The sequence below is a fragment of the Neorhizobium sp. USDA 3394 genome (assembly GCF_056280385.1).
On the sequence record NZ_JBWCDU010000001.1, the window covers coordinates 1,248,906 to 1,269,772 of the forward strand.

16 protein-coding genes are annotated in these 20,867 nt (G+C 62.4%); 9 read left to right on the forward strand and 7 right to left on the reverse strand.

Annotated features, from left to right (window positions below; translation table 11 throughout):
* Window positions 1–16: 16 nt before the first annotated feature.
* The 3 genes from ACZ9EJ_RS05940 (at window position 17) to ACZ9EJ_RS05950 (ending at window position 3,312) form a co-directional block, all read left to right on the forward strand.
* Entirely contained in the window at window positions 17–1,030 is a 1,014-nt protein-coding gene (locus tag ACZ9EJ_RS05940) for a TRAP transporter substrate-binding protein (protein WP_046639129.1), read from the forward strand.
* A gap of 62 nt (window positions 1,031–1,092) precedes the next feature.
* Window positions 1,093–1,953, forward strand: a complete 861-nt coding sequence (locus ACZ9EJ_RS05945) for a shikimate dehydrogenase (protein ID WP_046639130.1) — start codon at window positions 1,093–1,095, stop codon at window positions 1,951–1,953.
* A 210-nt stretch (window positions 1,954–2,163) separates the two neighbouring features.
* Window positions 2,164–3,312: a M20 family metallopeptidase gene (locus ACZ9EJ_RS05950; RefSeq protein WP_046639131.1), complete on the forward strand. Its 1,149-nt coding sequence runs from the start codon at window positions 2,164–2,166 to the stop codon at window positions 3,310–3,312.
* 6 nt (window positions 3,313–3,318) lie between these two features.
* Here ACZ9EJ_RS05950 and ACZ9EJ_RS05955 read toward each other — a convergent pair whose 3' ends face one another.
* The 5 genes from ACZ9EJ_RS05955 to ytfQ all read right to left on the reverse strand — a co-directional run bounded on the left by ACZ9EJ_RS05955 (window position 3,319) and on the right by ytfQ (window position 8,691).
* Window positions 3,319–4,062, reverse strand: a complete 744-nt coding sequence (locus ACZ9EJ_RS05955) for a FadR/GntR family transcriptional regulator (protein WP_037083382.1) — start codon at window positions 4,060–4,062, stop codon at window positions 3,319–3,321.
* Window positions 4,063–5,049 carry a galactofuranose ABC transporter, permease protein YjfF gene (gene yjfF, locus ACZ9EJ_RS05960; RefSeq protein ID WP_080953963.1) on the reverse strand — a complete coding sequence of 329 codons (987 nt, stop codon included), beginning with the start codon at window positions 5,047–5,049 and terminating at the stop codon, window positions 4,063–4,065.
* Window positions 5,046–6,095 (reverse strand): ABC transporter permease, encoded by a 1,050-nt coding sequence (locus tag ACZ9EJ_RS05965; RefSeq protein WP_046639132.1) that lies wholly within the window; start codon window positions 6,093–6,095, stop codon window positions 5,046–5,048. The genes yjfF and ACZ9EJ_RS05965 overlap by 4 nt, the downstream gene beginning before the upstream one ends.
* Window positions 6,092–7,618, reverse strand: coding sequence for a sugar ABC transporter ATP-binding protein (locus ACZ9EJ_RS05970; RefSeq protein WP_046639133.1), 1,527 nt, complete (start codon window positions 7,616–7,618; stop codon window positions 6,092–6,094). The genes ACZ9EJ_RS05965 and ACZ9EJ_RS05970 overlap by 4 nt, the downstream gene beginning before the upstream one ends.
* Window positions 7,619–7,731: 113 nt before the next feature.
* The gene (gene ytfQ / locus ACZ9EJ_RS05975; protein WP_046625790.1) at window positions 7,732–8,691 is read right to left on the reverse strand and encodes a galactofuranose ABC transporter, galactofuranose-binding protein YtfQ; all 960 of its coding nucleotides are present in this window, start codon (window positions 8,689–8,691) and stop codon (window positions 7,732–7,734) included.
* Between the two features lie 328 nt (window positions 8,692–9,019).
* On the opposite strand from ytfQ, the gene araD1 reads away from it, so the two are divergent.
* The 6 genes from araD1 to mmsB all read left to right on the forward strand — a co-directional run bounded on the left by araD1 (window position 9,020) and on the right by mmsB (window position 16,749).
* Complete coding sequence (gene araD1, locus ACZ9EJ_RS05980; protein WP_046626690.1) at window positions 9,020–10,012, forward strand: AraD1 family protein; 993 nt, start codon at window positions 9,020–9,022, stop codon at window positions 10,010–10,012.
* A gap of 7 nt (window positions 10,013–10,019) precedes the next feature.
* Entirely contained in the window at window positions 10,020–10,946 is a 927-nt protein-coding gene (locus ACZ9EJ_RS05985) for a Gfo/Idh/MocA family protein (protein WP_046639134.1), read from the forward strand.
* 2 nt (window positions 10,947–10,948) lie between these two features.
* Window positions 10,949–12,793 carry an IlvD/Edd family dehydratase gene (locus ACZ9EJ_RS05990; protein ID WP_251090346.1) on the forward strand — a complete coding sequence of 615 codons (1,845 nt, stop codon included), beginning with the start codon at window positions 10,949–10,951 and terminating at the stop codon, window positions 12,791–12,793.
* Between the two features lie 117 nt (window positions 12,794–12,910).
* Window positions 12,911–13,942 (forward strand): multiple monosaccharide ABC transporter substrate-binding protein, encoded by a 1,032-nt coding sequence (gene chvE, locus ACZ9EJ_RS05995; RefSeq protein ID WP_251090347.1) that lies wholly within the window; start codon window positions 12,911–12,913, stop codon window positions 13,940–13,942.
* Window positions 13,943–13,999: 57 nt separating this feature from the next.
* Window positions 14,000–15,559: a multiple monosaccharide ABC transporter ATP-binding protein gene (mmsA, locus tag ACZ9EJ_RS06000; protein ID WP_046625795.1), complete on the forward strand. Its 1,560-nt coding sequence runs from the start codon at window positions 14,000–14,002 to the stop codon at window positions 15,557–15,559.
* The gene (mmsB, locus tag ACZ9EJ_RS06005) at window positions 15,559–16,749 is read left to right on the forward strand and encodes a multiple monosaccharide ABC transporter permease (protein ID WP_046639136.1); all 1,191 of its coding nucleotides are present in this window, start codon (window positions 15,559–15,561) and stop codon (window positions 16,747–16,749) included. Before mmsA ends, mmsB begins: the two co-directional genes overlap by 1 nt.
* A gap of 134 nt (window positions 16,750–16,883) precedes the next feature.
* On the opposite strand, the gene ACZ9EJ_RS06010 is transcribed toward mmsB, so the two are convergent.
* Entirely contained in the window at window positions 16,884–18,782 is a 1,899-nt protein-coding gene (locus ACZ9EJ_RS06010; protein WP_046639137.1) for an ABC transporter ATP-binding protein, read from the reverse strand.
* Between the two features lie 10 nt (window positions 18,783–18,792).
* Window positions 18,793–20,646, reverse strand: coding sequence for an ABC transporter ATP-binding protein (locus tag ACZ9EJ_RS06015; RefSeq protein WP_251090315.1), 1,854 nt, complete (start codon window positions 20,644–20,646; stop codon window positions 18,793–18,795).
* Window positions 20,647–20,867 lie beyond the last annotated feature (221 nt).

A 20,867-nucleotide genomic window follows, 5' to 3' on the forward strand; every position in this document is an offset into this window, starting at 1 on the left:
CCAGTGGGAGGAATGCATGTTCAACACGATGATGAAACTGGCGCTCGGGATCGCCTTGCCGGTGATGCTGTTTGCCGGCACGGCATCCGCCGAAGTCCGCGCGCATACGCTGAAGTTCGCGGCCGCCAACAACAAGGGCCATCCGCAGGTCACCGGCATGGAAAAATTCGCCGAGATCGTCAAGGCGAAGAGCGGCGGCAAGATCGACGTCAAGCTGTTTCCGGGCGGCGTGCTCGGCGGCGACGTGCAGACCGTTTCGGCTCTTCAGGGCGGCGTGGTCGAGATGCTGGTGCTGAATGCCGGCATCCTCTCGAGCAACGTCAAGGCGTTCGGCGCCGTCGACCTGCCGTTCCTGTTCAACAGCGGGGAAGAAGCCGACAAGGTGATGGACGGCGCCTTCGGCAAGAGCCTTTCCGAGAAGCTGCCGGCGACCGGCCTCGTCGGCCTCGCCTATTGGGAACTCGGCTTCCGCAACCTCACCAACAACCGCCGCGCTGTCACCAAGCTCGAAGATATCAAGGGCCTGAAGATCCGCACGCTGCAGTCGCCGATCCCGATCGAACTGTTCAACAGCCTCGGCGCAAACGCGGTGCCGCTGCCCTACACGGAACTCTACACCGCGCTTGAAACCGGAACGGTCGACGGCCAGGAAAATCCGTTCGCGAACATCCTCAATGCCAAGTTCTACGAAGTGCAGAAGTACCTGACGGTCACCCGTCACCAGTACAATCCGCAGATCGTGCTGGTCAGCAAGAAGTTCTGGGACGGCCTGAACGACGAGGAGAAGGGCATTCTCCAGTCGGCCGCGACCGAAGCCCGCGACTTCCAGCGCAAGGTTTCCCGAGAAGCAGACGCCAAGGCGCTCGACGAGATCAAGAAGACCGGCATGCAGGTCACCGAACTCAACGCCGCTGAAACCCAGAAGATCCGCGATGCCGTGAAGCCGCTGATCGACAAGTTCAGCGCCGATGTGGGTGCCGACACCGTCTCGCTGCTCTTCAAGGAACTGGACGCCGTCCGCAAGAAGTAACATCCGCGCCGGCCCGTCTACCCGGCGGGCCAGCCCTTCCACCGAAACGAGGCGCGATACCCATGGCCGAGACATTGCTGAAACCCTTGAAGGCCGGCCTGATCGGCGCCGGCATCCAGGCCTCGCTGACGCCGGCCATGCATATGAAGGAAGGCGCAGCTCAAGGCTTTCGCTACGAATATGAGCTGATCGATCTCAATCTGCTCGGCCTGACGCCCAGCAGCCTGCCTGAACTCCTGGACGATGCGCAGGCACGCGGGCTGATTGGCCTCAACATCACGCACCCCTGCAAGCAACTGGTCATTCCCTATCTCGACGAACTCTCCGACGAGGCGAGGGCGCTAGGCGCCGTCAACACCGTGGTGCTGAAGGACGGAAAGCGTTTTGGCCACAATACCGACTGGTGGGGTTTCGCCGAAAGTTTCCGGCGCGGTCTGCCGGGCGCCGATCTGGGCGCAGCAGTTCAGATCGGCGCCGGCGGCGCGGGCGTTGCGACGGCCTACGCGATCCTGTCCCTCGGTCTCAAGGCACTGACGGTGTTCGATCGCGAGCCTGACCGGGCCGAGCAGCTTGCGAAAACGATGTCGGCAATCTTTCCGGACGCGTCGATACGAGCCTCCTCCGATATCGTTTCTGCGATGCAGGATGTCTCGGGCATCATCCACGCAACGCCGACCGGGATGGCGAAATATCCGGGCCTGCCGCTGCCGCCGGAACTTCTCCAGTCGCATCACTGGGTAGCGGAGATCGTCTATTTTCCCCTCGAAACCGAGCTGCTGAGCGTTGCCAGGCAGCGCGGCTGCCAGGTGCTGAACGGCGGCGGCATGGCCGTCTTCCAGGCAGTCGGCGCCTTTCAGCTGTTCACCGGCCGGGAGCCGGATGCGGCCCGCATGCTCCAGCATTTCGAGGCACTGACAGTCTGACGGAAAATCGTCCGGCCCTGCTCGTCACGAAGCCGCGCACGGCAGCGCCGTTCTCGCCCAGGCGCGCGATCGAGATGCCGATCTGGGGCGGCTGCGATTTTTGCCGGTCATCTCGGCAGTGGGTCTGGCGATCCTGGCCTAGCCGACTATAGTGGCCGGGCCGCACTTCTGCGGCATCATCCCCGCCGAAGAACGCCCAAGGTTATTGCCATGACGCTTGCCATTTCCGCCAAAGACATCGACGACAAGGCTCTTATCGACGAGTTGAAGCAGTGGGTCGAGATCGAGACGCCGACGCCTGATGCCGCGGCTGTCAATCTATTGGCCGATCGGGTCGAGGCGATCGGCAAGGCTGCCGGGCTGGAGACGGAGCGGGTGCCGGGCACGCTCGGCTTCGGCGATATCCTGACGATCCGCTCGCCGCGCCCGGAGGGCAGCAACGAAAAGACCGTTCTGATACTGGCGCATCTCGATACCGTGCATACGGTTGGCGTGATCGACAACCAACTGCCGCTGCGCCAGGAGGGGGACAAGCTCTATGGCCCCGGCATATACGACATGAAGTCCGGCGCGCTGATGGCGCTCGAGGCGATGAAGCTCGCAGTCAGGCACGGCAGCAGGATGCCGATCGACCTGATTTTCGTGCCCGACGAAGAGATGGGAAGCCTGTCGTCGCGCGCCTTCATGGAAGAGGCGGCGAAGAATGCGGGTTATGCGCTGGTGGTGGAACCCGCCCGCGATGGCGGCAAGATCGTCGTCGCCCGCAAAGGGGTCGCCATGTACGATGTCATCGTGCGGGGACATGCCGCTCACGCCGGTACGAGGCCGCAGGATGGCCGCAGTGCCATTCGCGCGGCTGCCCGGCTGATTCTGGAACTCGAAGCGCTCAACGACACCGAACGTGGCGTCACCGTGACGGTCGGCACGATCCAGGGCGGGACGGGCCGCAACACCGTGCCGGCGGAATGCCGCCTGCAGGTTGACGTTCGCGTTCCCGACGATGTGATTGCCAGGGAGATCACGGCCAAGATCGAGGCGATGAAGCCTGTCGATCCGGATATCACCTTCGAAATCGACGGCCAGATGAATCGCCCGCCCTTCGCGCAGTCGGACGAAGGCAGGCGCCTTTTCGATGTCGCCGCAGAGATCGCCGGCGGTCTCGGCATCGCGCTGGAAGGAGTGACGACCGGCGGCGGCTCGGATGGCAATTTCACGGCAGCGCTCGGCGTGCCGACGCTCGACGGGCTCGGTGCAGACGGTGCCGGCGCGCATACGTTCAACGAGCATATCTTCGTCAGCAGTGTTGCGCCGCGCACCGCCCTGCTCGCCAACCTGATGATCTCGCTCGACGCGAGATAACCCGTCTCAGGCCGGCAGGGTCACTTCGAACGAGTTGGCGATGCGGATCTTGCCGACCTCGATGACATGCCGCATGGCGGAGATCGCCCTGTCAGGATCACGCGAGGCGACCGCGTGTGCGATCCTCAGGTGGTTCGTGGCGACCTCGTCGATCTTTTCCGGCGAGGCGGCCGGCGAGGAGAGCTGGAAGGAAATGGCCAGTGCCGCCTCGATCAGCGCGCTCGCCGAGCGCATGAACGGATTGCCCGACATGCGGGCGATGGCGAGGTGGAATTCGAGGTCCACCTTGGCGATGGTTTCCGGCGTGTGGGAGAGATCGTCGAATTTCGCGGCAATCGCGTAGAGCGCGACGATGTCGTCGCTGGAGGCGCGTAACGCCGCTGCGGCTGCTGCCGCCGGTTCCAACGCCATGCGCATTTCCGCCAGATGTTCGATGAATTCGAAATCCAGCCCGGATTCGAAGCGCCAGCCCAGCACGTCCGAATCGAAGAAGTTCCAGCTGGCCTTGTCGAGCACGCGGGTGCCGACCTTGGCCTTGGCTTCGACCAGCCTTTTGGCGGCAAGCGTCTTCATGGATTCGCGCAACACCGTGCGGGACACGCCGAAGCGGGCGGAAAGCTCGGTGTCGCCGGGCAGCAGGGAGCCTTCCGGGATCTTGCCGGAAACGATCCCCCGGCCGAGCTCCGCCACCACATGCGCGTGGTTGCTGCGGCGCTTTCGCCCACTGATCGTCGTTTCCAGAAGTCCCACTCAGATCTCCTTCAGCCGTCCTTCGGCCAGTCGTCGGTTTGAATACCAGATGATTCCGCGCTGCAATACAATGAAGACGAAGAGCAGGATGCCGATCACGATTTTCGTCCACCAGGACGACAGCGTCCCGTCGAAGACGATGTAGGTCTGGATCAAGCCCTGGATCAAAATCCCGATGAACGTTCCCGCGACCAGGCCGACGCCGCCGGTGAGCAGCGTGCCGCCGATCACGACGGCCGCGATCGCATCGAGTTCGACGCCGACCGTCGCCAACGAATAGCCGGACGAGGTGTAGAGCGTGTAGGCGATGCCGGCGAGGCCCGAGAGGAAGCCGGACAGCGCATAGATGCCGACAGTCGTGGAGCCGACGGGGACACCCATCAGTTCGGCCGATTGCTGGCTGCCGCCGATCGCATAGACATTGGCGCCGAAGCGAGTGCGGCCAGCGATGAAGGCTCCGATGATGAAGACCAGCAGCATCAGAATGGCAAGCGCGGTCAGCCTGCCGCCGCCGGGGAAGCGGAAATAGAAGCCCTGGATCGTGTCGATCATCTCGTGGCTGATCGGCACGGATTCCGTCGAGATCAGATAGGCCGCGCCGCGGGCCAAAAACATGCCGGCGAGCGTCACCACGAAGGGCGGAATGCCGAGGTAACGGATCATTGCTCCCATCAGGCTGCCGAAAAGGGTCGAGATGACCAGGACGGCCGCAAAGGCAATCAGCGGATGAACACCGAGGGAGCCGACCAGGACGGCGACGAAAACGCTGGTAAAGGCAATCACCGATCCGATCGACAGATCGATGCCGCCCGACAGGATGACGAAGGTCATGCCGACCGCGGCGATGCCGAGAAAGGCGTTGTCGGTCAGGAGATTGCCGATGACGCGCGTCGACAGCATGTTCGGAAACTGCAGCACGCAGAGGGCATAGGCGATGACGAAGATGCCGAGCGTAGTGACGAAAGGCAGGTTACGGGTATGGATCATCGAACCGTTCCTTCCGCCTTATGGGATGTCTCGCGGGATACCGTCCCGTCCTTGCGCCGCGAGGCCTTGACGAAGCCGAACAGCGTCATGATCGCCGGCGACTGCAGGGTGAGGACGACGATGATGATACCGGCCTTGATGATCAGGTTGAATTCCGGCGGAAAACCCGAAACGAGGATGCCTGTGTTGATCGACTGGATGATCAGCGCGCCGATCAGCGATGCAGTGATGGAGAACCGCCCGCCATTCAGCGAGGTGCCGCCGATGACCACGGCGAGGATGGCGTCGAGTTCCAGCCAGAGACCGGCATTGTTGGCGTCGGCGCCGCGGATGTCGGCGGTGACGATCAGGCCGGCAATGGCGGCGCAGATGCCGGAGATCGCGTAGACGAAGAACAGCAGGAAACGGGCGCGCACGCCGGCAAGCGTCGCGGCGCGGCGGTTGATGCCGGTCGCCTCGATCAGGAAGCCGAGTGCGGAGCGGCGCACCAGCAGGCCGATGACCAGGGCGGCGCAGATCCAGATGAGGATCGGGATCGGAATGCCGCCGAGCGAGCCGGAGCCGAGCGCCGCGAAGCTGTCGTTGTTGAAGGTGAGGATGACGCCTTCGGTGATGAGCTGGGCGATGCCGCGGCCCGCCACCATCAGGATCAGCGTGGCGATGATCGGCTGGATATCGAGGAGCGCGACCAGCACGCCGTTCCACAGGCCGCAGAGAAGACCGACGCCGAGCGAGATCAGGATGACCACAGGCAGCGGATAGCCCTCGCTGATCAATGTCGCGGCAACCGCGCCGCAAATGGCGATCACCGCGCCGATCGACAGGTCGATGCCGCGGGTGGCGATGACCAGCGTCATGCCGATCGTCAGCAGCGCGACGGGTGCGGCGCGCACCAGGATGTCGATCAGGCTACCGTAGAGCCGGCCGTTCTGGAAGGAGACGTTGAGGAAGCCCGGCGCAACCGCCGTGATCAGAGCGAGGATGACCGCAAGCGCGATGATCTGGGGTGCCAGTCGTTTCAGCCGGCGGGTGAGGCGGTTCGTCATGCGGCCTCCGTCCGGGCAGGAGCGGCGATCGCCTGCATGATGTTGTCGGCGGTCACCCGGTCGCCCTTGAGTTCGGCGATATGCTTGCGGTCGGACAGCACGATGACGCGATGGGCGATGGCGGTCAGCTCCTCCAGTTCGGAGGAGATCACGACCAGCGACATGCCGTCGGCGCAGAGTTTTTCGATCATTTTCAGAATTTCCGCATGCGCGCCGATATCGATGCCGCGAGTCGGTTCGTCGAGGATCAGGAGACGGGGTTCGGTCGCCAGCCAGCGGGCGAGGATCGCCTTCTGCTGGTTGCCGCCGGAGAGGAATTTCATCTGCCTGTTGGGATCGGCCGGCCGGATATCCAGCGACTTGATGAAGTTTTCCGCAAGCGCTGCCTTTTCCCGCGAGGAGATCGGCTTTGCCCAGCCCTGGCGGGCCTGCACCGCAAGCGCGATATTATCCGCGACGGAGAAATCGCCGATAATTCCGTCCGTCTTTCGCTCTTCGGGACAGAAGCCGAAGCCGCTGGCAATCGCCGCTTCCGGGGATGAGAGGGTGATTTGCTGGTTGTCGACGGTCGCAGTACCGCTGTCGGCACGGTCGATGCCGAAGAGCAGGAAGGCCGTCTCGGTGCGGCCGGAACCGAGCAGGCCCGCGACGCCGACCACTTCGCCGGGCCGGATGTCCAGATCGAAAGGGGCGACGCTGCCGCGCTTGCCGTAGCCGGAGAAACGGATCGGCGCTTCGGCCGTCGAGGCGACGGTTTCCTCCTGCGCCTGATGTTCGCGGGTGATGTGCTGCAGTTCGCGGCCGAGCATCATCGAGATCAGCTCCAGCCGAGGCAATTCGGCGAGCTTGCGGGTGCCGACAAGCCGGCCGTTGCGCAGAACCGTGACGCGGTCGGCGACCGCATAAACCTGGTTGAGGAAGTGGGTGATGATGATGATGCCGAGGCCTTGCTCGCGCAGTCGGCGCAGGACGGCAAACAGCATCTCCACCTCGTGAGCGTCGAGGCTGGCGGTCGGCTCGTCGAGAACCAGAACCTTGCCCGACAGATCGACGGCGCGGGCGATGGCGACAAGCTGGCGGACGGCGACGGAATAGGACGAGAGAAGGGCGTCGACATCGATATCGAGGCCGTAGCGTTCGAGAAGCGCCTTCGAGCGGCTTCGCATCTCGCGGCGATCGATCAGGCCGAAACGGCGCGGCTGGCGGCCGAGGAAGAGGTTTTCGGCGACCGTCAGGTTTTCGAGGAGATTGACCTCCTGGTAAACGGTGCCGATGCCGAGGCCTTGCGCCTCCGCGACGCTGGCCGGCGTCACGTCCGCGCCATCGAGGCGCATGGTGCCGTGATCGCGGCTGTAGACCCCGGTCAGGATCTTGATCAGCGTCGATTTACCTGCGCCGTTTTCGCCGAGCAGCGCATGGATCTCTCCGCGTTCGAGCGTGAAGTCCACGCCGTCAAGCGCCGTGATGCCGAGGAAGGCCTTGCCGATGCCCCGGGCTTCCAGAAGTGAATTTGTATCCGACATGCCTAAAGTCCCGCGTCTATCGAAGAACCGGAGCGGCGAGGGCACTCTGCTCCGGTTGCTGGAGTCGCCCGGCTCTACCAGGGGGTAGGAGGTGGAGCCGGGCGGCGGGAGGGTCAGTAACCGAGACCCTTCTTGGCTTCGTAGACCTTCATCGGGTCATCCTTGGCGGTATAGAGCTTCGATTCCGTCTGGATCCACTTCGGCGGAGCCTTCTTGTCCTTGAGATAGGCATTGAGGGCTTCGAAGGCGGGGCCGGCCATGTTCGGGGTCAGCTCGACCGTGGCATTGGCTTCGCCCTTGGCCATCGCCTGGAAGATATCCGGCACGGCGTCGATCGAGACGATCTTGATGTCGGTGCCGGGCTTCAGGCCAGCTTCCTTGATCGCCTGGATGGCGCCGACCGCCATGTCGTCGTTATGGGCATAGACCGCGCAGATGTCCTTGCCGCCGCCTTCCGCCTTGATGAAGCTTTCCATGACTTCCTTGCCCTTGGTGCGGGTGAAGTCGCCGGTCTGCGAGCGGGCAATCTTGATGTTGGAATGGCCGGCGATTGCCTGTTCAAAACCCTTCTTGCGGTTGATGGCCGGTGAAGAGCCGGTCGTGCCCTGGAGTTCCATGACCTTGCAGTTCTTGGAGCCGATTTCCTTGACCAGCCAGTCGCCGGCGACCTTGCCTTCGAACACCTGATCGGAGGTGACGGCGGTCAGGTAGAGGTCCTTCGGTGCGTCGATCTCGCGGTCGAGCAGGATGACCGGGATCTTTTCTTCCTTGGCTTCCTTCAGGACTGCATCCCAGCCGGTAGCGACGACCGGGGCGATGAAGATCGCATCGACGCCCTGGGCGATGAAGCCGCGGATCGCCTTGATCTGGTTTTCCTGCTTCTGCTGTGCATCGGCAAACTTCAGGGTAACGCCGCGTTTTTCGGCTTCCTGCTTGGTGACCGTGGTTTCGGCCGCACGCCAGCCGGATTCGGATCCGATCTGCGAGAAACCGACGGTCAGGGACGCGGCGGAAACGCCGGATGCCAACGATAGGGTAAGAGCGGCTACAGCTGCCGCGAGAGCTCTTTTCATCTTAAATCCTCCCAGAGATGATAAAGCGAACTGACGGCTCAAGGATTGGCATATAATATTACTTTTTCAAGCGCTATTTTTGAAGAAATTGAGAGAGAGGCGCTATCCCGCCGTTTTTGATGGCAACAATCGATTGAATCCTCATGATAAATGGCTTTAATGAAAAGGTCGGGATTGCCGGAAGCTGTTTTTCTCCTCCTTGACAAGCCCGATACCAATCCAATAGTCGTATTAATGACTACATCGGGCCGAATGGTTCTGATGGGAGGAGTGGCATGGCGGCAGGAGACGTCATGTTGGTATTGGAAGCATTTGGGTGATGAAATCGATGTTGCGGGTTCTTCAGGTCGTGAATGGCGCTGGTGCGTCTATTGTTGTCGCGTGGGATGGCGAAGGTGCTGCCCGTGCGGTGAACGGCGTTTCGTCCACCTATGATCTCGCCCGCGAGGCGATTGCCGCCGGCCAGACATTGGCTCAGCGGATCGAAGCGGCCGGTCTCGGCGATGTCGTCGACCTCGAAAAGGCCGCGGGCGAGGGGCGCCTTGGCCTGCCGATCACCCATCCGGACCCGGCACATTTCATCGTCGCCGGCACCGGTTTGACGCATCTCGGCTCGGCCGACGGTCGCGACAAGATGCACAAGGCGGCGCAGGCGACGGAAAAGCCGACCGATTCGATGCGCATGTTCCTGATGGGTGTCGAAGGCGGAAAGCCGAAACCCGGCGAGGCCGGCGTGCAGCCGGAATGGTTCTACAAGGGCAATGGCTCGCAGCTTCGCGCCACCGGCAGCGATCTGGTATCGCCGGCCTTCGCGCTCGATGGCGGCGAGGAGCCGGAACTGGCGGGCATCTACCTGATCGGTCCGGACGGTACGCCCTTCCGGCTGGGCTTTTGTCTCGCCAACGAATTTTCCGACCACGTGACCGAGAAGGGCAACTATCTCTGGCTCGCCCATTCCAAGCTCCGCCAGGCCGCCCTCGGCGCGGAACTTCTGGTCGGCGACCTGCCGGACCACGTGGAAGGCACATCACGCGTGCGGCGCGGCGACGAGGTGATCTTCGAAAAGCCGTTCCTTTCGGGCGAGGCGAACATGTCGCACACGATCGCCAACCTCGAACATCATAATTTCAAATACGATATCTTCCGGCAGCCGGGCGATCTGCATGTGCATTTCTTCGGAACGGCGACGCTGTCGTTCTCCGAGGGGATCAAGACGGAGCCGGGCGACGTTTTCGAGATTTCCGCGGCCCCCTTCAAATTGCCGCTGGTCAACCGGCTGGCTGTCGCGGCGGATGCGCCCGTGACGATCAAGAAGCTCTGAGGCGGCCATGGCTCCCATTCGTATCGCCATCGTCGGGCTTGGAAAGATCGCAAGGGATCAGCATCTCGGCGCGATCGAAGCAACCGACGGCATTGAACTCGTGGCCGTCGCCAGCCGCCACGCCAAGCTCGACGACATCGCCTGTTTCCATGAGATCGGCGATTTGCTCGCTTCGGACGTCAAGTTCGACGCCGTTTCTCTCTGTACGCCGCCCGTGGGGCGTTTTGAGCAGGCAAAGGCCGCACTCGATGCCGGCAAGCATGTGATGCTCGAAAAACCGCCGGGTGCGACGCTTTCGGAAGTCTATGCGCTGGAAAAGCTCGCCAAGGCGAAGGGCGTTTCGCTGTTTTCGACCTGGCATTCGCGGGCTGCCGCTGCCGTCGAGCCGGCGCGGGCCCTGCTCGCAAAGCGGAACATCCGCAGCGTAACGGTCGAGTGGAAGGAAGATGTCCGCCACTGGCATCCCGGTCAGGCCTGGATCTGGGAGCCGGGTGGCCTCGGCGTCTTCGACCCCGGCATCAACGCGCTGTCGATCGTCACGCGCATCCTGCCGGAAAGTTTTCACCTTACCCGTTCCGAACTGACCTTCCCGGCCAACCGGGCGGCGCCGATTGCGGCAAGCCTGTCCTTCGAAACGGATGGCGGCATACCGGTCTCTGCCGAATTCGACTGGCGCCAGACCGGACCGCAGACCTGGGATATCCGCGTCGAGACCGACGAAGGCCCGATTGTCCTGACCCATGGCGGCAGCCGCCTTTTCGTCGATGGCCAGAGCGCGATCGTCGAGGAAGACAGGGAATACCGCAATCTCTATCGTGACTTCGTGGCGCTGGTGGCCGAAAGCCGCAGCGATACCGATTTCTCGCCGCTGGTGCATGTCGCCGATGCCTTTATGCTGGGCCGGCGCATTCAAACAGACGTATTTGAGGACTGATGATGACCAATTCCGAAAACGTAACCTCGAACGAGATCGCCGAAACCGACCAGCGCCGGCAGGAGGTCCGCAAGCTCCGCTCTCGCGCGTGGTTCGACAACCCGTCGAACGTCGACATGACGGCGCTCTATCTCGAGCGCTACATGAATTTCGGTCTCAGCCAGGCCGAACTGCAGTCCGACCGGCCGATCATCGGCATCGCCCAGACGGGTTCCGATCTTTCGCCGTGCAATCGGCATCATCTGGAATTGGCGCATCGCCTGCGCGAGGGTATCCGCGAGGCAGGTGGCATCGCCATCGAATTCCCGGTCCACCCCATCCAGGAAACGGGCAAGCGTCCAACCGCCGGCCTTGACCGCAACCTTGCCTATCTCGGCCTGGTGGAAGTCCTCTACGGCTATCCGCTCGACGGCGTCGTGCTGACGATCGGCTGCGACAAGACTACGCCGGCCTGTCTCATGGCGGCGGCCACCGTCAACATTCCGGCGATCGCGCTGTCGGTCGGTCCGATGCTGAACGGCTGGTTCCGTGGCGAGCGCACCGGCTCCGGCACCATCGTCTGGAAGGCTCGAGAACTGCTGGCCAAGGGCGAGATCGACTATGCGGGCTTCGTGAAGCTCGTCGCATCTTCGGCGCCGTCCACCGGCTATTGCAACACGATGGGCACCGCGACGACGATGAACTCGCTCGCGGAAGCGCTCGGCATGCAGCTTCCGGGCTCGGCGGCAATCCCGGCGCCCTATCGCGACCGGCAGGAGGTCTCCTATCTGACCGGCCTTCGCATCGTCGAGATGGTCAAGGAAGACCTGAAGCCCTCCGACATCCTGACCAAGGAAGCCTTCATCAACGCCATCCGCGTCAATTCGGCGATCGGCGGTTCGACCAATGCGCCGATCCACCTGAACGCGCTTGCCCGCCACATCGGCGTCGAACTCACGGTCGACGACTGGCAGGCCTACGGCGAAGAAGTGCCGCTGCTCGTCAACCTGCAGCCGGCCGGCGAATATCTCGGCGAGGACTATTATCATGCAGGTGGCGTCCCTGCCGTCGTCAATCAGCTGATGACCCAGGGCCTCATCCATGAGGACGCCATGACGGTCAACGGCAAGACGATCGGCGAGAACTGCCGCGGCGCCATCATCGAGGACGAAAAGGTCATCCGCCGCTATGACGAGCCTTTGAAGGCCCATGCGGGCTTCCGGGTGCTGCGCGGCAACCTGTTCTCGTCGGCGATCATGAAGACCAGCGTCATCTCGCCGGAATTCCGCCAGCGTTATCTCTCCAACCCGAACGATCCGGAAGCCTTCGAAGGCAGGGCGGTCGTGTTCGACGGGCCGGAGGACTATCATCACCGCATCGACGACCCGTCGCTCGAAATCGACGCGCATACGGTCCTGTTCATGCGTGGTGCCGGTCCGATCGGCTATCCGGGTGCTGCCGAAGTCGTCAACATGCGCGCGCCGGACTATCTCCTGAAGCAGGGCATCTCGTCGCTCGCCTGCATCGGTGACGGTCGCCAGTCGGGAACGTCCGGCAGCCCGTCGATCCTCAATGCCTCGCCGGAAGCGGCCGCCGGCGGTGGTCTTGCCATCCTGCGGACGGGGGATCGCGTGCGCATCGACGTCGGCCGCGGCACCGCGGATATCCTGATCTCCGACGAGGAAATGGCGGAGCGCCGCAAGGCCCTCGAGGCAGAGGGCGGCTACCAGTACCCGAAGCATCAGACGCCCTGGCAGGAAATCCAGCGCCACTATGTCGGCCAGCTCGAAACAGGCGCAGTTCTGGAGCCAGCGGTCAAATACCAGCGGATTGCCCAGACCAACGGCATTCCGCGCGACAATCACTGACTATTTCGATCCCCAGGGCGGCGGAGGCCGCCCTTAGAAAAGATTGGCGGCTCGAAGGGAGCCGCTCCAAAGGAGGAGTAATCCATGCGAATGTTCAAATATCTCGCGACCGCGGCCATGTTGGCCGGTCTGGTCGTCGCGGCTCCGGCCAGTGCCCAGGAAAAGGGCCTCGTCGGCGTCGCCATGCCGACCAAGTCTTCCGCCCGCTGGATCGCGGACGGCGACAACATGGTCAAGGTTCTGAAAGAGCGCGGTTACAAGACCGACCTTCAGTACGCTGAAGACGATATCCCGAACCAGCTCGCGCAGATCGAAAACATGATCACCAAGGGCGCCAAGGTTCTCGTCATCGCCTCGATCGACGGCACGACGCTTTCCGACGTGCTGCAGCAGGCCGCCGACCAGAAGATCAAGGTCATCGCCTATGACCGCCTGATCCGCGATACCCCGAACGTCAGCTACTACGCCACCTTCGACAACTTCCAGGTCGGCGTTCAGCAGGCCACCTCGCTGGTGAAGGGCCTCAAGGCCGACACCGAAAAGGGCCCGTTCAACATCGAACTCTTCGGCGGCTCGCCGGACGACAACAATGCCTTCTTCTTCTACAACGGTGCGATGAGCGTGCTTCAGCCGCTGATCGACAAGGGCGTGCTGAAGGTCGGCAGCGGCCAGATCGGCATGGATAAGGTCGCAACGCTGCGCTGGGACCCGGCAACAGCCCAGTCCCGCATGGACGCGATCCTCTCGTCGACCTATTCCGGCAAGAAGCTGGACGGCGTTCTGTCACCCTATGACGGCATCTCGATCGGTATCCTGTCGTCGCTGAAGGGCGTCGGTTACGGTTCGGGCGGTCAGGCGATGCCGGTCGTTACCGGCCAGGATGCTGAAGTTCCGTCCGTCAAGTCGATCATTGCCGGCGAACAGTATTCGACGATCTTCAAGGACACGCGCGATCTTGCCAAGGTCACCGTCGACATGGTCGATGCTGCGATGAGCGGCAAGGAGCCGACCGTCAACGACACCAAGACCTATGACAACGGCAAGAAGGTCGTTCCGTCATACCTCCTGAAGCCGGTCGTGGTTGACAAGACCAACTGGAAGCAGGTTCTGGTGGATGGCGGTTACTACAAAGAATCGCAGCTCAAGTAAGCCTTTTAATCCGCGCGGTGGTATTCTGCCGCGCGGACCCTTTTTTTCGGAGTGATCATGCTCGATCCCGTTCCGCTCGCCGAAAAGCCACCCATCCTCGAGATGCGGGCGATTTCGAAGAGCTTTGGCGCCGTCAAGGCGCTTTCCGATGTCAGCTTCGCCGTTCAGGAGGGTGAGATCCATGCCCTCGTCGGTGAAAACGGCGCTGGCAAATCGACCCTCATGAAAGTGCTTTCCGGCGTTTATCCGCACGGTTCCTACGAGGGCTCCATCTTTTTCGGTGGTGAGGAGCGGCATTTCCGCGACATCAACGATTCCGAAAAGCTCGGCATCATCATCATCCATCAGGAACTGGCACTCATTCCGCTGATGTCGATCGCGGAAAACATCTTCCTGACCAATCCCCCGGCGAGCCGCGGGGTTATCGACCGAAGCGAACGACACAAGCGCACCCAGGCCCTGCTTGCAAAGGTCGGCCTCACTGAGCAGCCGGATACGTTGATCACCAATATCGGCGTCGGCAAGCAGCAGCTGGTCGAAATCGCCAAGGCGCTGTCCAAGGACGTGCGGCTGCTGATCCTCGACGAGCCGACCGCGTCGCTCAACGAGACGGACAGCGCTGCTCTTCTGGAACTGCTCAAGGAATTCCGCCGCAACGGCATTACCTCGATCATGATCTCGCACAAGCTCAACGAGATTTCCGAGGTCGCCGACCGCATCACGGTGCTGCGCGACGGCCGCACCGTCGGGACACTGGACTGCCATGCCGGTCCCGTCGACGAAGACGAGATCGTCCGCCGCATGGTCGATCGCGATCTGGAAAGCCGCTATCCGAAGCGTGATCCAAAGATCGGCGACGTGATCTTCGAAGTCGAGAACTGGTCCGCCTATCATCCGATGCACTCGGACCGGCAGGTGGTGAAGAACGTCTCGCTGAAGGTGCGCGCCGGCGAGGTCGTGGGCATTTCCGGCCTGATGGGTGCAGGTCGCACCGAATTTGCCATGAGCCTGTTCGGCCGCTCCTGGGGGCGCCACGTCACCGGCACCGCCAAGCTGCACGGCAAGGAACTCGATCTTTCCGACGTCCACAAGGCGATCAAGGCCGGCCTTGCCTATGTGACCGAGGACCGCAAGCAACTCGGCCTCATCCTGCCGGAAGACATCCGCAAGAACGTCTCGCTCGCCCATCTCGGCGGCGTGTCCTCGCGCGGCGTCATCGACGACATCGCCGAGATGAAGGTGGCGCAGGAATTCCGCACCCGCATGCGCATCCGCAGCCACAACGTCTACCAGGAAACCGGCAAGCTGTCCGGCGGCAACCAGCAGAAAGTGGTATTGTCGAAATGGCTGTTCACCGATCCTGACGTGCTCATTCTCGATGAGCCGACGCGCGGCATCGATGTCGGCGCGAAATATGAAATTTATACGATCATCAACGAACTCGCCGATGCGGGCAAGGCGGTGATCGTCATCTCGTCGGAAATGCCCGAGCTGATCGGCATCTGCGACCGTATCGTGGTGATGCACGAAGGTGCGTTTGTCGGCGAAGTGGCCGGCGAGGAAGCCACGCAGGAAAATATCATGCGCGCCATCATGCGGCGCAAAGGGAGAGAATAATGAGTACTCCGCAGGAAACGATATCGACGCCTCAGAGCGTGGGCGGTTTTCTGAAGGACAATCTGCGCGATTTCGGCATGCTGATTTCGCTGGTCGTGATCGTCATCTTCTTCCAGATCGCCACGGACGGCGTGCTCCTGAAGCCGCTCAACGTCACCAACATCGTGTTGCAGAACTCCTATATCGTCATCATGGCGCTCGGCATGCTGATGGTGATCGTTACCGGCCATATCGACCTGTCGGTCGGTTCGGTCGCGGGCTTCATCGGCGGTTTTGCCGGGTTGCTGATGGTCCAGTGGGGTCTCAATTTTGCCGTCGTCATCGTCATCAGCCTTGCCGTCGGCGGCTTGATCGGGGCGATCCAGGGCTATTTTGTCGCCTATTTCAAGATACCGTCCTTCATCGTGACGCTGGCAGGCATGCTGGTCTTCCGCGGACTGATGATCGCCATCCTCGGCAGCCAGGCAATCGGGCCTTTCCCGCCGATCTTCCAGAAGCTCTCGTCCGGTTATGTCGTCGAGCTGATCTCGTCGGCAGGCGGCCTCTACATCACCTCGTTCCTGCTCGGGCTGTTGCTTGCGGTCATTCTCATCGTGCAGAATTTCGCGGGCCGCAAACGGCGTATTGCCCATGGCGTCGAGTCGGAGCCGTTCGGCTTCTTCGTGGCCAAGAACCTGCTGATCCTCGCCGGCGTCGGTTACATCGCCTTCCTGATCTCGTCGCATCGCGGCATGCCGAACGTGCTGATCATCATGGCTGTGCTGATCGCCGCCTATAGCTTCCTCACCACCCGCACCGTCATCGGCCGGCAGATCTATGCGGTCGGCGGCAACGCCCGCGCAGCCGAGCTTTCCGGCATCAAGACGACACGGTTGGTGTTCCTCACCTTCGTCAACATGGGCGTGCTTGCGGCGCTTGGCGGCCTCGTCGTCGCCGCACGCCTCAACAGCGCCACGCCGAAGGCCGGTACCGGCTTCGAGCTGGACGTCATCGCGGCCTGCTTCATCGGTGGCGCATCCGCCTATGGCGGCGTCGGCAAGGTGACGGGCGCAGTCATCGGCGCCTTCCTGATGGGCGTGATGAACAACGGCATGTCGATCCTCGGCATCGGCATCGACTACCAGCAGGTGATCAAGGGCCTGGTTCTGCTCGGCGCCGTCTGCGTCGACGTCTACAACCAGCGCCGCTGAGGCGAGGCCTTCCTTCAAGATTGCCAGATGAAACTCGAAAGCCCGGATGCGTCAGACGCCTCCGGGCTTTTTTTGTGCTCTGGCCTGTTACCGGCCGTCGGTTTCCGGGCAAGGGGGAAACGTCGAAACTGGCTTCAGGTCGCCTGCTCGGTCACGGCCTCTTCGATGACATCCTCCGGGATATCGTCGAAGGACGAGTAGTTGAGGTTGTAAAGCTTCGAATAGAGCTTCTTGTTCTTCATCAGCTCGCGGTGATTGCCGCTCTCGATCAGCTCGCCATTCTGCAGCACGATGATGCGGTCGGCTTCGCGGATGGTAGCAAGGCGATGGGCGATGACGAGGCCGGTGCGACCTTCGAGCAGCTTCACCAGCGCCTTCTGGATCAGCATTTCCGTATAGCTGTCGATATTGGCGGTCGCCTCGTCGAGCACCAGGATTTTCGCGTCCGCCACCAGGGCACGGGCAAAGCTCAGGAGCTGGCGCTGGCCGAGCGAGAGATTGCCGCCCCGCTGGCCGAGAATGCTCTCGTAACCGTCCGGCATGCGCATGATGAAGTCGTGGGCGCCCACAGCTTTTGCCGCCTCGACCACCTGTTCGCGGGTCGCGTCCGTCTTGTGGTAGCGGATGTTCTCGAACACCGTGCCGGTGAACAGGAACGGTTCCTGCAGCACCATGGCGATCTGCCGGCCAAGCGATTCCTGCGTCAGGTCGCGCACGTCGTGGCCGCCGACCAGGACCTGGCCCTGCTGCACGTCGTAGAAACGGTGGATCAGCGACATGCAGCTCGACTTGCCCGAACCCGTCGGGCCGACCAGTGCGACCGTCTCGCCCGGGTTCACCTTGAAGCTCACGTGCTTCAAGACAGGGTGCTTGGGATTGTAGCCGAAGACCACGTCCTTGAACTCGACCGAGCCGTCCATCTCCGGGGAGAGGACCTTGGCGTTCGGCGCATCCTTGATGTCGACCGGCACGTCCAGGACCTCCGTCAGGCGCTGGCCGGACGCCATGGCGCGCTGCATCACCGAATATTGCAGCGTCAGCGACCGGATCGGGTCGAAGAAGCGCTGGATGTAGAACAGGAAGGCGACCATGACGCCGACGTCGAGCGCCTGGTTGAGCACGCGGGCACCGCCGACCACGACGACGAGAGCCATCGCAAGGCCGGTGAGAGAGTCGACGATCGGTACCATGACCTGGGCGTATTTCGCCGCGTTCAGGTGGGTGTTGAGGTTGGCGCGGGCCTTGTCGTCATAGAGCATGAAGTTGACGCTCTGGCGGTCCATGCTCTGGACGGCGCGCACGCCATGGATGGCTTCGGCCAGCGCACCGTTGGCGATCGAGTTGGTCTCATGCGCGGCCATGAAGGATTTTCGCGCGCGCGGCAGCCAGAACAGGCGCACGACGAAGAGGACGGGGAGCGCGCAGAGCGTCAACAGGCCGAGCTTGAAATCGAGCGTCAGCATAACGAAGACGATGCCGAACAGCAGCGTGATGTCGCCGACCGAAAGAACCGAGGTTTCCAGGAATTCCTGCATGGAGTTGACGTCGCCCTGCAGGCGCGACATCAGGCGGCCGACTTCCGTCTTGTCCATCCAGGAGAGCGAGACGCGCTGCAGATGGGTGAACATCGCCCTGCGGATATCGAAGAGCACGTCTTCGGCCACGCCGCCGACCAACGTTTCCTGGGCATAGCTGGCGCCGAAATTGATGACGATCGCCACGAGAAAGGCAACAATAGACCAGATCAATATCGACTGGCTGTCTGCGCCCGCCTGCATGCCGTGGTCGATCGCGTAGCGAATGATCAGCGGGATGAGGAGCTGCATCGCCGTAAAACAGAGCACCGCCAGCACGGCCCAGTAGATCTTGGTGCGGTAGGGCCGCACGAAGGCCCAGATGCGCTTGACGATATTTTTGTCGAAGACCTTGCCGAAGATTTCCTCTTCGATGCGGTGCGAGCCGACCACCGCGCGGGGCGGGCGCCTGCCGTCTTCGCGAACGTCCGAGCGTTCGGTTTCCAGTTCCTCGGCCATGTATCCTCCCTCAGGCGCTGAGCGCGTCGTCGCCCGGACGTACCTGCAGATCGTAAAGCGCCTTGTAGCGCCCGCCGAGCGCAAGCAGCTCGTCATGCGTTCCGCTTTCGACGATGCGGCCTTCTTCCATGAACAGGATCTGGTCGGCATGCATCAGCGAGCTCAGGCGATGGGCGACGATGATCGTCACCCGGTCGGCTGCATATTTACGCATTGCGCTGCGGATGCGCTGCTCGGTGCCGGCGTCGATTGCCGCCGTCGAGTCGTCGAACACCATCACCGCCGGGCGCAGCATCAGCGCGCGGGCGATCGACAGGCGCTGGCGCTGACCGCCGGACAGCGAAACGCCGCGTTCGCCGACGACCGTGCCGTAGCCGGTCGGCAGGCCGAGCACGTAATTGTGGAGCTGGGCGCTTTCGCTGGCGCGCTCAATGCGGCCTTCCTTCGCCCACGGATCGCCATAGGCGATATTGTTCTCGATCGTCGTGGTGAACAGGAAACTGTCCTGCTGGACCACGGCCACCGACCGGCGCAGCGATTGCAGCGTCGCGCGGCGGATGTCCTGGCCGTCGATGGTGATCCGGCCGCCCGTCACATCGTAGAAACGCGGGATCAGGTGGGCCATGGTCGACTTGCCGCTGCCGGGCGGGCCGACGATGCCGATCGTCTCGCCGCGCTTCGCCTCGAAGGACACGCCGGTCAGGACCTGATGGTTTTCAGCCGCAGGATAGGCGAAGTCGACATTTTCGAACCGCAGCGTGCCGTCGGTGACCTTCAACTCCTTCGCGTCCTTCTCGTCCTTGATGGCGATATCGAGGTCGAGCAGTTCGAAGAGGCGTGCGCCGCAGGTGGAGGCACGGGCAAAGGCGTTGACCATCAGGCCGAGCTGGCGCACCGGCATCTGCAGGATGGTCATGAAGGTGAGGAAGGAGGTGAGCGTGCCGACCGTCATCTGGCCGGCCATCACCTTGTTTCCGCCGACCCAGAGAACCAGGCCCATGGCGGCGAAGAAGGACAGGGTCATGGCGCTGGTATTGGCGACCCGGATGCCGACGCGCTGATGGGCGAGCGAGACGGCGCTCTTCGATGCCGTGTCGAATTTTTCGAGCTCGTGGTCCTGGGCGGCGAAGGCGCGCACGACACGGATGCCGCCGAGGTTTTCTTCCATCACGCGGGTGAGCACCGAAAGCCGTTCCTGGAGGTCGAGCCAGGTGGCGCGCAGGCGGAGCTGCGTCACCGACGACCGCCAGCCGACGAAGGGCACGAAGCTCAGGGCCAGCAGGCCGAGCACCACATCGGTCGACAGCAGAAGATAGGCGCCGAAACCGATCAGCACGGTCAAAAGGACCATGCGCACCAGCGCGGTCGAGAAATACATGCGCACGCCTTCGAGATCGAGAAGCCCGACCGTGATCAGGTCGCCCGAATGCATGCTGTCATGGAAGCTGAAGGAGAGCCGCTGGATCTTTTCGTAACAGGCAAGCCGGAGGCGATAGCCCATATGATGGCCGACCGCCTCGCTGTAGTAGTTCTGGAACAGGGTAAAAACGCCGCGGAGCACGCTGGCGCCGAGGAGCAGCAGGGCGGTCGTCAACAACGCATCCTGCGCCGCCTGGCCGGCATCGCCCCCGGTCAGCGCCACCTGCGTGTGGTCCACCGCTTGCCCAAGCAGCCGCGGGATCATCAGCTGGAAGGCAGAGGCGATCAGGGTCGCGCCGATCGCGAAGCTCGATTGCCACGGATGACGGAAGGCCATGACGGTAATACGGGTCAGTATCGAGAAGCCTTTGCCCCAACCTGCCGCATTCACCAGCGCCAACGAAGCCGACGGCTTCGCGACGCGAACTGTTGCATCGCTGCTCACGGGTTTATTCCAAAAATGATTCACAGAGTCGGATAAAATTATCCGGGAAGACGGCCAATATGAGATGAAGATTCGAGACCTGAATCCAGCCTGCATAATGGCGCTGATCAGTCAACCAATTTGGGCCAAAAACCGAGCCCCCCTTGGTGAATTTTTGACCGGTGTGGCGCCTGAATTTTCGGCATGGAGCCTCCCGGTATTCCAATGCCTGAGCATGCGGT

What these genes read in the sequence shown, in the direction of transcription:
- ACZ9EJ_RS05940 (WP_046639129.1), top strand. Translation starts at nt 17, where the DNA reads ATGTTCAACACGATGATGAAACTGGCGCTCGGGATCGCCTTGCCGGTG.
- ACZ9EJ_RS05945 (WP_046639130.1), top strand. Translation starts at nt 1,093, where the DNA reads ATGGCCGAGACATTGCTGAAACCCTTGAAGGCCGGCCTGATCGGCGCC.
- ACZ9EJ_RS05950 (WP_046639131.1), top strand. Translation starts at nt 2,164, where the DNA reads ATGACGCTTGCCATTTCCGCCAAAGACATCGACGACAAGGCTCTTATC.
- yjfF (WP_080953963.1), bottom strand. Translation starts at nt 5,049, where the DNA reads ATGATCCATACCCGTAACCTGCCTTTCGTCACTACGCTCGGCATCTTC.
- ACZ9EJ_RS05965 (WP_046639132.1), bottom strand. Translation starts at nt 6,095, where the DNA reads ATGACGAACCGCCTCACCCGCCGGCTGAAACGACTGGCACCCCAGATC.
- ACZ9EJ_RS05970 (WP_046639133.1), bottom strand. Translation starts at nt 7,618, where the DNA reads ATGTCGGATACAAATTCACTTCTGGAAGCCCGGGGCATCGGCAAGGCC.
- ytfQ (WP_046625790.1), bottom strand. Translation starts at nt 8,691, where the DNA reads ATGAAAAGAGCTCTCGCGGCAGCTGTAGCCGCTCTTACCCTATCGTTG.
- araD1 (WP_046626690.1), top strand. Translation starts at nt 9,020, where the DNA reads ATGTTGCGGGTTCTTCAGGTCGTGAATGGCGCTGGTGCGTCTATTGTT.
- ACZ9EJ_RS05985 (WP_046639134.1), top strand. Translation starts at nt 10,020, where the DNA reads ATGGCTCCCATTCGTATCGCCATCGTCGGGCTTGGAAAGATCGCAAGG.
- ACZ9EJ_RS05990 (WP_251090346.1), top strand. Translation starts at nt 10,949, where the DNA reads ATGACCAATTCCGAAAACGTAACCTCGAACGAGATCGCCGAAACCGAC.
- chvE (WP_251090347.1), top strand. Translation starts at nt 12,911, where the DNA reads ATGTTGGCCGGTCTGGTCGTCGCGGCTCCGGCCAGTGCCCAGGAAAAG.
- mmsA (WP_046625795.1), top strand. Translation starts at nt 14,000, where the DNA reads ATGCTCGATCCCGTTCCGCTCGCCGAAAAGCCACCCATCCTCGAGATG.
- mmsB (WP_046639136.1), top strand. Translation starts at nt 15,559, where the DNA reads ATGAGTACTCCGCAGGAAACGATATCGACGCCTCAGAGCGTGGGCGGT.
- ACZ9EJ_RS06010 (WP_046639137.1), bottom strand. Translation starts at nt 18,782, where the DNA reads ATGGCCGAGGAACTGGAAACCGAACGCTCGGACGTTCGCGAAGACGGC.